Raw genomic sequence first — 12,840 nt, forward strand, 5'->3', positions numbered from 1 at the left:
TGTGGGAGAGGGTGGCTCGCCGCATGGCGGCGAGGCGGGTGAGGGGTTCTCTCCGCGAGTCTGGCAGTTGCGATTGAGGAAACAACCCCTCATCCGGCGCTTCCCGCCACCTTCTCCCACAAGGGGAGAAGGAAGAAAGAGGCCCGGCCTTCGCCGGGACGACGGCGGCGATTACGCCGCCACCTCTTCGCCGAGATACGACACCGCGGCTTCAAGCCCGCCCTTGCCGTGCGGGATCTTCAGCGCGTTGAGGCCGATCTCGATCACGCCCAGCGTGCCGAGCAGCATCGGCGCGTTGACATGGCCCATATGGGCGATGCGGAAGGCTTGGCCCGAGAGGTCGCCGATTCCGGTGCCGAGCACCACGCCGCACTTCTCCTTGCAATAGCGTTGCAGCACCGCGGGATCATGGCCGTTGCTCATGGTCACCGTGGTCACGGTGTTGGAGCGCTCGCTGGCCTCGGCGACGTTGAAGCCGAGCACCTGGCCTTCCGACCATGCGCCGACCGCACGGCGCGCGGCTTCGCCCAGCAGGCTGTGGCGGCGGAAGGCGTTTTCGAGCCCTTCCTCGTGCAGCATGTCGATCGCCTTGCGCAAGGCGAACAACAGATGCACCGGCGCGGTGCCGGCATATTTGCGATAGTTCTCGGTGCCTTCGCGCTCGCTCCAGCTCCAATAGGGCGTCGACATATTGGCCTTCTTCTGCACCTCCAGCGCGCGCGCATTCGCCGCGACGAAGCCGAGGCCGGGCGGCGTCATCAGGCCCTTCTGCGAGCCGGACATCGCGACGTCGATGCCCCATTTGTCCATCTCGAACGGCATGCAGCCGAGCGAGGCGACAGTGTCGACCATGTACAGTGCCGGATGCCCGCTTGCCTTGATCGCCTTGCCGATCGCCTCGATGTCGTTCTGCACGCCCGAGGCGGTGTCGACCTGGACCACGACGACGGCCTTGATGGTGTGCTCCTTGTCGCGGCGCAGGCGCTCCTCGACCTCGCTCGGCCGCACCGCGCGGCGCCAGTCGCCCTTGAGCACCTCGACCTCGGCGCCCATCAGCGCCGCCGCATTGCCCCAGCCGATCGCGAAGCGTCCGCTCTCCAGCACCAGCACCTTGTCGCCACGCGACAGCACGTTGCTCAAGGCGGCTTCCCAGGCGCCGTGACCGTTGGCGATGTAGATGTAGGATTTGCCCTTGGTCGCAAACAGCTTCGAGATGTCTGCGAGCAGTGTATCGGTCAGCTCGTGCATCTCCTTGGAGTAGATGTCGATCGCCGGACGATGCATCGCCCGCAGCACCTCGTCAGGCATCGTGGTGGGCCCGGGGATGGCCAGAAATTCCCGGCCCGCGCGAACGGTCATTGCTGTCGGTCCTTGTTGCTTGAGAACAGGATGGTGGGTCGCTGATTCCTACTTTTACGTGGCGCTGGGAGCCAAGAAAAGCGCCTAAAACGCAGGCCTGACGGCCATTTTGCTCTAAGCATGGTCTTGTCGGAAAACCGCTTCACACTTTTCCGGACCATGCTTCTATCGTTTGGTCTCCCGGCAACCGGCCGCTTCGGCCTCTTCCACCGAGCAGAACCAGCGGGTGCCCTTGCTGATCCTCATCTTGATCTGGGTGTACCAGCGGCTGGTCGGCTGGTGATAGATGCACTCGCCGGCACTGTTGACGTTGCCCTTGATGGTGCAGTCCGGCGAGGGCGCGACCGGGCCCGAGGCCGAGGCGAGCAGCACCGAATGCGCGCCATCCGGCGGCTTGGCGGCCCCCAATATCGTCGTCTTCTTGTTGCGCACGCGCCAGTCCCAGGGCGCGATGAAGGCGCCCTGCCACATGCCGGCCTTGGCTTCGCGCGCGGCGGCTTCGTCGGGTTCGTAATCTTTGGAGACGCGGGTGTAGGCCAGCGCCCAGCCGCTGCGCACCAGCCATTTCTGGATGTCCTCGCCGCCGACGTCGCAGCGCGCCACGGTGCGGCCGCGCCGGTCGATCGCACGGGTATGGCAGACCCAGCTCTTGCCCTCGCTGTATTTGGCAAGCTCGTCGCGGGCGGCGACGCCGCAGGTCCAGCGCTCGCCCTTGGTGTTGAGGCAAAGCTGGTCGGACGACGGCGCGTCGATGCCGCCGAGCCGGATCCGCGTGTTGCCGATCACGACGGAATCGCCGTCGCGCACCTTCGCCGTGCCGGTGATGTCGGCGGCCTGCGCCAGCGCCGGGAGAGCGAGCAAGGACAGCGCAATCAGGAACTTTCGCAACATGCCGGTCCGCGTGTTCAGGACAATCTCGATAAGCCGCGCAATTGTGGTCGGCTTTTGTCCGCCCGGCCAGCATATGCCCAACGGACAGGCTTTCAACTTCCCGTCATCGAAGCGGGCGAATAGCGAGTGGGGAATGGCGAATAGGGACGCCGCGAGCCCCCATTCGCTACTCGCCATTCACCATTCGCCTCCGTGCCACCGCCAGCCCCATCAGCACGAACGCCGACGTCACTTCGGGTCCGCCGACCAGGATCCGCGTCGGCGTCTTCATCTTGTTCCATTCATAGGCGCGAAACGGGCCGCGGCGGCCGCCTTCGCCGAGGCACGCGACGATGACATTCAGCGCCGGCGCGAAGGCGCGCGGATCGGCGCCGAGATGGCCGAGCGCGATCAGCGCCAGCGCCGCGTCGAACACGTTCATCTCGGCGGCCATCAACTCGCCCTTGACGTAGGACAGCACGCGGTGGCGGATGAAATCGAAGTCGCCGGCCGGATCAATCGCCGCCTGCGCCGCCAGCGGCAGCGCCAGGAAGGCGGCATAGCAGCGGCCGAAATAAGCGCTGTAGAGCTCCGGCAGGTAGTAGATGTGCGAGCGCGGATTGGCGAAGGCGCCGCTGGCCGCCAGCCGTTTCTGGAAGCCGATGATGCGATGCACGGTCGCCAGCCGTGCCGGCGTCTCCAGGATTTTCCAGCGCGAAAGGTTGCGGAAGCTGACCTCGAGAATGTCGAGATTGAGCGTCGGATCGAGATCGTTGCCATAGGGCCGTTCGCCCTTGAGATTGTCGATCCAGGTCGCGACCCCGCCCTCGTAGTCGATGTTGTCGTTGAGCGGCACGGTGACGCGCGGCTCGTTGACGCCGGCGCGCACCTGGTAGCCGCTGTAGAAATCCAGCAGCGGCTGGTCGATGATCGGATCGGTGCAGCCGGCCTGCGTCGCCGCCGAGATCGAGCAGGCCGTGGTGTCGCAATCCGGCACGTAGACGCCGAAGCCGAGATCCTGCTTGATCTGGGCGAAGAAGCGCGAAAAGCGCGGATGCGGCGCCGGCGCGAGCGCGGTGATGACGTCAAAGCGTGCGCCGTCGGTGCCCTCGACCTCTTCACGACTGATGTTGACGCAGAAATCCACCATGTCGGCGATCGCGCGCTCCGCCGCGATCTTGTCCGTCGGCGAAGCGAGCCCGGTCTCGACGAAGCTCAGCAGCGCCTCGATGAAGAACGCGTCGTAATAGGCCGAGCGGTGGCGGATCTGCACCGGCTCCCACATCGGCTCGGCGATGCCGGTCCAGGGCGGGTTGACGACCGCGCGCGCCGGCGAGCGCGCGATGAAGACGCGGGCGAGGTTGAACAGCAGCGAGGAGTTCTTGTAGCCGCGCGCGTTCAGCCCCGTGAGCGCCATGGTCAGCTCGCGTCCGCGGAAATCAGGATCGCCGATCAGGTTGAAGGCGGCATAGGTCGGCAGAAAACCGTTCTTGCGATACGCGACGAGCAGATGCTGCGCACAGTCGCGGATCACGCCGTCGATCTGTGAGGCGTGCGGCATGGTGCCGGTGAACAGCGCCGGCGGTGGCTTGGGGTGGTCGAGCGCGATGCTGTCGACGAGATCGGCGACGGGCTGGCCGACCGCGGCCCAATCCGGCTCGGCCTCGTCGCGGGCGCGCACCAGCGCCTCGCGCAGCCGGTTCAGCCTGTCTTCGTCACGCAGATCCGGCAGGCCGGCGCGGCGCAGCAGCACCCGCAGCGCGGGATTGCCGAGTGCGGTCTTGTAGAATTTGGCCAGATGCGGATCGCCGCTGGTTGGCCCCGCCAGCACGGGATCGCAGACGTCGTAAAGCGAGGGGCCGTCCTTCCGCGCCGTCAGCGCGCGGCACGCGGCGCCGGCAAAATAGTGAAAGCTCATGAAATACCTGGTCGCGGGGCCTTGCCCGAGTTCCGGCGCGCGGTCCCATCCGCGTGTCGGTCCCTGCAAGTCTTTGAAAAGCTACCCGGATTCGCAGGAAATACAAATGTGATGAAGGTCACGGAAAAATCTGGCACGGCGGCTGCTTGATCGGGGTCTGAAAAAGGGGGTGGCAACGAAAAAAAAGCGCCTGGCGGCGTTGGATGATTATCGCGTGCTCTCAATCACTTAGCTCAAATTTTGGGCAATCTATTGCAGGGCACACTATATCCCGTTAAAGGTTTGTTTGGTGCGGCGCCGCAAATTGCGCGCAATTCGGGGGCACTCCCCCGGCCAATCCCTCAAACCTAAAGACGCCATCGCGCTACTCAAACAGTGTGCGCGCGCTTGGCTGGTCTTTGGCACTGACAGGAATGAAGCGAGATGAATGTAAGGCAGCTCGACATTTCCCGACGCACGATTGCGGTGGCCGCAGCCCTCATCGGCACGGTCTCGCTCGTGATCGGCGCCCATGCTGCCCTTAACATGCGCGCGCTCGATGCCGCCAAGGCGGTTACGACCGACCAGGTGACCGGCTCGATCGGCCATGCCTCGCGCCTCGCCCTCGTCATCGGCAATGGACATTATCCCGACGCCAGCGCGCCGCTGACGCAGTCGATCAACGACGCCCGCGCGCTGTCCTCGACCCTGCGCAAGAACGGCTTTGACGTCGACATGGTGGAAGACGCGACCAAGGACGACATGGTCCGCGCCGTCAACCGCCTGAAGTCCCGGATCAAGCGCGACACCGTCGTCATGCTGTTCTTCGGCGGCTACGGTGTGCAGGCCGGCCGCGAGAGCTACATGCTGCCGATCGATGCCGTGATCTGGAAGGAAAGCGACGTCCGCCGCCACGGCATCTCGATCGAAGGCGTGCTCGACATGATGAAGGAGCAGGGCGCCAAGGCCAAGCTCGTCGTCGTCGATGCCTCCCGCCGTAACCCTTACGAGCGCCGTTTCCGTTCCTACAGCCACGGACTCGCGCCGATCAGCGCGCCCGACAATGCGCTGATCCTCTCCTCCGCTTCGCCCGGCAAGGTCGTCGACGACGGCAAGGGCGAGCACAGCGTGCTGGTCAGCGAGCTGCTCGGCAACCTCAATGCGCAGGGCAGCGCCGAAAGCGCCTTCAACAAGACCCGCGTCGCCATCTCCCGCGCCTCCGAAGGCGACCAGGTCCCGACCGTGTCGTCGTCGCTGCTCGAGGACGTGAATTTCGATCAGGCCGGCGGCTAGTTTTCCCTAAGTCTACGGTCTCTCTCGTGCCCCGGACGCGGCGCATCATGCAATGATGCGACGCTGAGCCGGGGCCCAGTTTTTTTGACTGTCGCTGTGTGACGAGATGGGTCCCGGCTCTGCGCAGCAGCGGTTACACGCTGCAGCGCGTCCGGGACACGAGGAAGCCTACTTCGCCGCTTCCGCGGTCATCACCGGGCGGACGGGATCGCCTTCGCGCAACAATGCGCCGGCGCGGGCGACGACGACATCGCCTTCGTTGAGGCCGTCGCGGATCTCGATATTGCCGCCCGACATCAATCCGACCTCGACGCGCTTGGTCTCGACGCGGTTGCGGCGGATCACCTGCACCACGGTGCCGGCGGACGAGTATTGCACCGCGGTGAGCGGCACCGCGACGTTGCAGCTCTGGCCGGTCTTGATCAGCGCGCGCCCGCTCGCGTTGATCAGCAGCCGCTTCTGCGAGGAGATGCCGATATAGACCATGCCCTGCTGGATGTTCGGCTCGACGGTCGGCCCGATGCGGCGCACCTTGCCGTCGATGTCGCCGGTGCCGGCGAAGCGCACGGTTGCCGGCTGGTTGACTGCGAGCTTGCGCATGTCGGTCGTCGCCACGAGGCCGACGAGATCGTATTCGCTGCGCGCCACGATCGTGAACAAGGCCTCGCCCTTGGCCGAGGCGAGGTTGCCGATCTGCGCGGTCGAGGTGGCGATCACACCCGCCACCGGTGCGGTGACCTGCAGCGTGCCGCCTTCCGGCAGCGCGAGGCGCGCCAGCACCTGGCCGGCGGTGGTGGTCTCGCCGGCCTCCGCCAGCACTTCCGTCACCTTCAGGCCCGGACGCTCGGGCCGCACCGAGGTCTCCTCGCGTGCGACGATCGTGCCGGTGGCCTCGACGATGTTGGAGAAGCAGGATTTTGCGACTTTCAGCACCGTGACCGCCGGCCCCTTGGGCGCGTCGTCATCGGCGGCGCCGGCCGGATATTGGCCGAAGACGAGCACTGCGGCGATCGCTGCGGGAAACAGGCTTCGAACACGGGGCAAATGACGCATCGGAAATTCCACGGGGGCTATGCCTCCAATCGATAGCAGATGGCAGCGGTCCGGACTACGGCAGCGTTGTCCCAAAGCGGGATGCCGCGCCGCCGCGGCAAGTCTTTGATTAGTCGCGGGATTGGTGATCAGGTTCGCCGCTGCCGGCCGGGCACGGGTGGTCGCAGCTTGTGATTTGCGAAGGGAACGGTTCGCTCGCGAGCTGCGCCGGTCAGCCGCGGCGGTCGCCGAGCAGCTTGCCGGAGGAACGGTCGATCAGATGCAGCCGCGTGCAGGCCGGGCAGGGCACGGACACGTGCGTGCGATCGGCCGGCTCGTCGCCAAGCCGATGCTGCACATTCATGCCGGTCTGCGGGCACTTGAAGACAATATGACGGTCCATCGTCGTCATATGGCGACAAGGCCCGGACTTTGAAATTACGGATGTTTACTTAGGTCGGCCGCCGCCCCCTAGGGCAGGCTCAAGAACTCCACCCAGTTCGGTTTCTTGCCGGTGGGGTAGGATTTCAGCTTGGCCAGTGCGCCGCTGCCCTGGTCGATGGCATAGACCGTCATGCCGTCGGACAGCTCGCCCACCGCGGCGAGATAGCGGCTGGACGGGTCGATGTTGAAGCCGCGCGGCTGCTTCTCGGTCGGCACGCTGCCGATCGTGGTCAGCTTGCCGCTTGTAGCGTCGACCTTGTAGGCGGTGAGCGTGTTGGTGGTGCGCTCGGAGGCGTAGAGGAAGCGGCCGTCCGGGGTGATGTGGATGTCGGCGGCCCATGGTTTTCCCGAAAACCCTTCCGGGAGTGCGGTGGTGCGCTGGATCTCGTCCCATGCGCCGCCCTTGGCCTCATAGGTGAACGCCGCGACGTCGCCGTTCAGCTCGTGGATGAGATAGACGAACTTGCCGTTCGGGTGGAACACGAAGTGCCGCGGCCCCGATTTCTCCGGCACCTTGTAGACCGGCGGATCGCTCGGCGTGAGCGTGCCGGCCGCGGCGTCGAACGCGAAGCTCAGCACCTGGTCGGAGCCGAGATTGGTCGCGAACACGAAGCGGTTGTCGGGCGAGGGCAGGAAGGCGTGCGCGTTCAGCCCGGTCGGGATCACCTGCTTCGGCTCGGCCACGACGCCGTTCGGGCCTAGCGGATTCAGCGCGACCTTGTTGCCGCCATAGGAGGCGCTGAACAGGAATTTGCCGCCACGATCGGTTGCGATGTTCGCCATGCTGTCGGCGAGCGGCCCGTTGCCGATGGGGCTGAGCTGGCCCGTCTTGGGGTCGATCGCAAAGCTCACCGCCTGGAACGGCTGCGAGCGGATTCCGGCGATCAGCACGCGGTGGTCGGGCGTGATCGCGAGCGGCGTCGAGGATCCCGGCTTTTCGATGCCCGCGAAGGCGGCGGTCTGCACCGGCGTCATCTCGCCGCTCTCGGACAGCTTGAACACGCTGATGTCGTTGCTGTCGGCGTTGCCGACATAGGCGAAGGTCTCGGCCATGCCGGCGCGAACTCCCGAAATGAGGGTGAGAAAGGCGAGGGTGGTGGCGATTGCAGCGCGTGGCGCGATGCGGTTGGTCGGTCTCATGGGCTCCTCCTTGGGCCGTGCGGTATTGTTATTTTGTCGCAGAGGATAGCGGCAGGCGCGTCACCGCACCAAATTCCAATTGAGATCGATCGATGCTGAAATCGTATCGGTAGCAAAGCGTTTCGAGTGAAGTGGATACCCGGTTCGCGTCAAGAAACCGCGTCAAAACACGAATCTACCGCACCGCGGCCGTCAGGTCGCGGGAGGGCAGATGCAGGCCGGCCGGCCGTTCCGGCGGCCCGAGCACGGTCCAAACGGCGACGGCGAGCAGCGCCGAGGTCAGGATGGTCCAGGCGACTAACCGTTTCCGCATCAGGCCAAATCCGTCCGTCAATTGAATGCGCCGGGGCGCGACAACGATCGTGCACTGCAACCGGCGGCGATCCTATGAAGTCGTTCACAGCTGAAGGCCGGCGGGGCCTGGGACGTCGTGGCAAAGCGCCACAGCGGTTAAACCGATCGCAAGGTCTCGCTGACAAACTTGATTAGCGTTGCGCTTCGCCTGCTCAAGCCGCAGGCCCCGGCCAGAAGATCACTCGGGAACGGCAAGCCTTCTCCCGCCGTTACCCCCGGTCTCGCGGGCGGAGGACACCGAAACGGAGGCTGGCACGTGTTTTGGATTTGTTGGAACACCGCTTGGTCGCTGATCATCAGCGGCATCATGTTCACCACCATCGTCACGCATCCCGACGCCGAGTTCGCCGAGATCCGGGCGGCGAGGCAGGCGAAATGAGCGTTCCCGTCGCCTGAGATCTCCGTAGTTCAACTGACCCTGGCTCGCCCGCCGCGGGCCGCGACGCATGTGGTGAACGAAATCTTAGGGGGTGGACCGGTATATTTCTGCATCTTTTCCCGCAGGATCCGGCGCTCTCATGGCATTGTTCGGCAATCCCTCCATTCGCTCCGTTCTCGGCGCCATTATCGGCGTGCTTGGCCTGTTCCTGGTCGGGCAGCTGGCGACGGGTCTCTTCGGGGCCATTGAGCGCAACGGCGCCGCGCAAAAGGTCGATCGCTTCGCCAGCACCGACCAGCAGCTGTTTGCGACCCTGCTCGGCTTCCGGCTCGAACGCGGCACCTTCCTGTCGGCGCTGGTCGCGGACGCGCCGGCCAATGCCAATGCCGACAATCGCATCGCCACCAACCGGCAGTTGTCCGAGGCCGCCTACAAGAGCGTGCTCGAGCGTCTCGATGGCGTGTCCGATTCTCGCCTGGCCGGCGCCCTCGGCAAGCTCGTCGCGATCCATGATGCGCTCGTGCCGCTGCGACCCAAGGCGGAAACCGCCATCCACCAGGCCAAGGCGGAGCGCGATGCGAAGGTCGGCGACGAGTTCCGCAAAGCCGCGCAGGATTATCTCGATGCCATTCTGGCGCTGACGTTCGAGCTCGAGAACGCGCTCAAGCTCACCGATCCCGTGGTCGATCATCTTCTCGGCGTCAAACAGTCGGCCTGGGCCGCACGCAATTTCGGCGGCCTCGTCGCCATCCGCCTCGAAGCTGCGGCCGCGAGCGGCAAGCCCTGGAGCACCGCCGACATGGTCGGCGCCGCCGAGGATACCGGCCGCGCCAGGCAGGCCTGGAGCCAGGTGCTGGATATCGGTGGCCGTGCCGACGCCCCGGCGAGCCTCGTCGACGTGATCGCCCGCTCGAAGCAGGGCGAGGCCGCCGCCATGACCGAGCGCCAGCAGGGTTTCATCAAGGCGTTGAGCAATAACCAGACCATCGACATCAAGATCGAGGATCTGTCGAAGCTCAACACCGCCATTCTCGGCTACAGCGTCGAGGCCGGCCAGGTCGCGCTTGCCGAAATGGTCGCCCGCGCCGGGCAGCAGATGATTTCGGCGAAATGGAGCCTGGCGCTCAATGGCGGCATGATGCTGGTCGCGCTCGCCATCACATTGTTCGGCTTCATCCTGGTGAATCGTCGCGTCAGCGCACCGATACGCAAGCTGACGCAGGCGATGCGCTCCCTCGCCGAGCGTGACTATGCGATCGAGCTCGCCGGCATCGAGCGCGGCGACGAGATCGGCGAAATGTCGCGCGCGGTGTCCGTGTTCAGGGAGAACATGATCACCGGTGATCGCCTCGCCGAGGAGAAGGCTGCGGAGCAGGGCCGGAAAGAGCGGCGCCAGCTCGCTGTCGAGCGGCTGATCGAGCAGTTCGAGAAGACCGTCACGGAATCGCTGCACACGCTGGCCTCGGCCTCGGGCGAGCTGAACGCGACCGCGCAGTCGATGTCGTCGACCGCCGAGCAGGGTTCTTCCAAGGCGGCCTCGGTCGCAAGCCTCTCGGGCGACGCCTCCTCCAATGTGCAGACGGTTGCCGCCGCCACGGAAGAGCTCTCGGCCTCGATCACCGAGATCAGCCGCCAGGTCGCTGAATCCTCCAGCATTGCCGGCGCCGCCTCAGCTGAGGCCGATCGCACCAATGCCGAGGTGCAGGCGCTGGCCGATGCCGCGCAGCGCATCGGCGACGTCGTCGCGCTGATCACCGGCATTGCCGAGCAGACCAATTTGCTCGCGCTCAACGCCACCATCGAGGCGGCGCGCGCCGGCGAGGCCGGTCGCGGCTTCGCGGTGGTCGCATCCGAGGTGAAGAACCTGGCCACGCAGACCGCGAAGGCGACCGAGGAGATCACCGGCCAGGTCGCCGCGATCCAGGGCGCGACCCAGTCGTCGGTGACCGCGATCCAGTCGATCGGCACCACCATCCAGCGCGTCAACGAGATCGCGGCCGCGATCGCCGCGGCCGTCGAGCAGCAGGGCGCCGCGACGCGCGAGATCGCGCGCAACGTGCAGCAGGCCTCGCAAGGCACCAACGAGGTCTCGCGGCACATCTCCGGCGTCTCGCAAGCGGCCGGGCAGACCGGTGCGGCCGCCGGCGAGGTGCTGGATTCAGCCAAGATGCTGGCGCGGCTGTCGGACGATCTCAAGCGCGACGTCGACCGCTTCGTCGGCGACCTCCGGGCGGCGTAGACAAGTCCGTAGGGTGAGTTAGCGAAGCGTAACCCACCCCTTCTCTCTCCGGAGTGACAGAAGTGGTGGGTTACGCCTTCGGCTAACCCACCCTACGACACCGTCGTCGACATCACTGCATGATCGCCGCCGCGATCTTCTCCGCCGACATCAGCACCGGAAAATTGGTGTTGGCGCATGGCACGACCGGGAAGATCGAGGCGTCGACGACGCGCAGGCCCTGGATGCCCTTGACCCGTCCCTGGTTGTCCACCACCGCCATCGGATCGCTGACCAAGCCCATGCGGCATGAGCAGGAGGCGTGCCATACGCCGATGGTCGCCTTGCGCACGAAGGCTTCCAGCGCCTCGTCGTCGTTCATCACCTGGTCGAAGGTGAAACCTTCGACGACGAAATTGTCGATCATGTAGTGGCGCAGCGCTGCCGGTCCGTCCATCATCGCCGCGGCGATCCTGGTCAGAATCCTGTTCTTGGTGTTGACCACGCCGATCTTGCGGACCTTGTCGGTATAGGCGGCCGGGAACGGCTTGTCCGTCACCGCCTTGACCACGTCGCTCATCTGCACCGCCGCCATCTTGCGGAAACCGCTCATCAGGCGATCGAGATCGCGCCGGTCGGACAGCAGATTGAACTCGACGATCGGCTCGGCCGCGGGATCGCGCGAGGCGAGCTTGACCTGTCCGGTCTCGGAATAGGTCTTGTTGACGAAGGTCAGCAGCGAGCCAATCTGCTCGCCGACCGCATGCCAGGCCGACTTGCTGAGCAGCACGACGAACATGTCGCCCTTCGGCACGCCCGCGAGGCCCGACGAATAGCGCAGGCCCAGCTGCATGTGGCGCCGTGTGTGCTCGTTCATGCGCGCGCCGCGGCGGACAAAGGACGACAGCGAGATCGAGGGATGATCCATCAGGCGCTGGCCGACGCCCGGCAGCCCCATCAGCACGGGAATGCCCAAGTCCTTGAGGTGACCGACCGGGCCGATGCCGGCGCGCAAGAGATGCGCCGGCGAATGGATGGCGCCGCTGGAGAGAATGATCTCGCGTCCGCGGAATTCCTGCTCCCGGCCGTCGACAACAGCCTTCACGCCGACGCATTGCGTGCCGTCGAACAGCAGCTCTCGCACTTGCGTGTTGGTGGAGATCGTCAGATTGGCGCGCTGGCGCGTGTCGCGATCAAGATAGCCCATCGCGGCCGAGACGCGCTGCTCTGATTGATTGGAGTGCGTCACCGGGAAATAGCCGTCGACGAATTCGCCGTTCTGGTCCGGCACGAAGGGATGGCCGGCCTGCTGGAAGGCCTCGGCGAAGGCCTGCGAATGCCGCGTCCAGTGCTCCCGCGGAATGCGGCGCACCGGAATCCGGCCGTCCTTGCCGTGATACGGGCCGTCGAAATCGAGGTCGCGCTCGACCTTCTTGAAAAACGGCAGCACGTCGTTCCAGGTCCAGCCCTCGGCGCCCCGCGCGTCCCATTCGTCGTAGTCGGTCGGCGCGCCGCGATTGGCCATCTGGCCGTTGATCGACGAGCCGCCGCCCAGCACGCGCGCCTGCTCGTATTTGCGCAAAGGTGGCCGCGCTTCGTTCGGATTGTTGTGGCTGACGACCTGCGTCGTGACCTTGAGCTCGGTCCAGTGGAAGCGCGGATCGAAATAGGCCGTGCCCGGATAGCTGTCCCTGATCTCGGCCGGCTCGTTGCCGGGTGGTGTGTCCTGTCCGGCTTCGCAGAGCAGGACCTTGTTGGCACTCCTGGCGGAGAGCCGGTGGGCCAGCACGGACCCCGCCGAGCCGCCGCCCACGATAATGTAGTCGTACACGATTGGCGTTTCCTCTTGTTCTT

Annotated in this window: 11 protein-coding genes; 3 read left to right on the forward strand and 8 right to left on the reverse strand. The window is 65.5% G+C overall.

Going from position 1 to position 12,840, the window contains the following annotated elements:
• Positions 1–171: 171 nt before the first annotated feature.
• From AC1RUR_RS36435 to AC1RUR_RS36445, 3 genes are all read right to left on the reverse strand, one after another.
• Positions 172–1,359 (reverse strand): pyridoxal-phosphate-dependent aminotransferase family protein, encoded by a 1,188-nt coding sequence (locus AC1RUR_RS36435; protein ID WP_492852962.1) that lies wholly within the window; start codon positions 1,357–1,359, stop codon positions 172–174.
• Positions 1,360–1,524: 165 nt separating this feature from the next.
• Positions 1,525–2,250 (reverse strand): thermonuclease family protein, encoded by a 726-nt coding sequence (locus tag AC1RUR_RS36440; protein ID WP_492852963.1) that lies wholly within the window; start codon positions 2,248–2,250, stop codon positions 1,525–1,527.
• A 166-nt stretch (positions 2,251–2,416) separates the two neighbouring features.
• Positions 2,417–4,147: a hypothetical protein gene (locus AC1RUR_RS36445; RefSeq protein ID WP_492852964.1), complete on the reverse strand. Its 1,731-nt coding sequence runs from the start codon at positions 4,145–4,147 to the stop codon at positions 2,417–2,419.
• Positions 4,148–4,570: 423 nt separating this feature from the next.
• Here AC1RUR_RS36445 and AC1RUR_RS36450 point away from each other — a divergent pair, with 423 nt between their 5' ends.
• The gene (locus AC1RUR_RS36450) at positions 4,571–5,419 is read left to right on the forward strand and encodes a caspase family protein (RefSeq protein WP_492852965.1); all 849 of its coding nucleotides are present in this window, start codon (positions 4,571–4,573) and stop codon (positions 5,417–5,419) included.
• 168 nt (positions 5,420–5,587) lie between these two features.
• On the opposite strand, the gene AC1RUR_RS36455 is transcribed toward AC1RUR_RS36450, so the two are convergent.
• From AC1RUR_RS36455 to AC1RUR_RS36470, 4 genes are all read right to left on the reverse strand, one after another.
• Positions 5,588–6,472 (reverse strand): efflux RND transporter periplasmic adaptor subunit, encoded by an 885-nt coding sequence (locus AC1RUR_RS36455; RefSeq protein ID WP_492852966.1) that lies wholly within the window; start codon positions 6,470–6,472, stop codon positions 5,588–5,590.
• Positions 6,473–6,683: 211 nt separating this feature from the next.
• On the reverse strand, positions 6,684–6,854 hold the full coding sequence (locus AC1RUR_RS36460; protein ID WP_492852967.1) for a hypothetical protein: 171 nt from the start codon (positions 6,852–6,854) through the stop codon (positions 6,684–6,686).
• Between the two features lie 68 nt (positions 6,855–6,922).
• Complete coding sequence (locus tag AC1RUR_RS36465; RefSeq protein WP_492852968.1) at positions 6,923–8,035, reverse strand: lactonase family protein; 1,113 nt, start codon at positions 8,033–8,035, stop codon at positions 6,923–6,925.
• Between the two features lie 175 nt (positions 8,036–8,210).
• Entirely contained in the window at positions 8,211–8,348 is a 138-nt protein-coding gene (locus tag AC1RUR_RS36470) for a hypothetical protein (RefSeq protein WP_492828751.1), read from the reverse strand.
• A 297-nt stretch (positions 8,349–8,645) separates the two neighbouring features.
• Between AC1RUR_RS36470 and AC1RUR_RS36475 the strand changes: the two genes are divergently transcribed.
• Together AC1RUR_RS36475 and AC1RUR_RS36480 are read left to right on the forward strand one after the other, a co-directional pair.
• Positions 8,646–8,768 (forward strand): hypothetical protein, encoded by a 123-nt coding sequence (locus tag AC1RUR_RS36475; protein ID WP_492828750.1) that lies wholly within the window; start codon positions 8,646–8,648, stop codon positions 8,766–8,768.
• Between the two features lie 139 nt (positions 8,769–8,907).
• The gene (locus AC1RUR_RS36480; protein ID WP_492852969.1) at positions 8,908–11,007 is read left to right on the forward strand and encodes a methyl-accepting chemotaxis protein; all 2,100 of its coding nucleotides are present in this window, start codon (positions 8,908–8,910) and stop codon (positions 11,005–11,007) included.
• Positions 11,008–11,119: 112 nt separating this feature from the next.
• Here AC1RUR_RS36480 and AC1RUR_RS36485 read toward each other — a convergent pair whose 3' ends face one another.
• Positions 11,120–12,817, reverse strand: coding sequence for a GMC family oxidoreductase (locus AC1RUR_RS36485; protein WP_492852970.1), 1,698 nt, complete (start codon positions 12,815–12,817; stop codon positions 11,120–11,122).
• Positions 12,818–12,840: the final 23 nt, after the last annotated feature.

The sequence above is a fragment of the Bradyrhizobium sp. GW821-FHT12B03 genome (genome assembly GCF_058807535.1).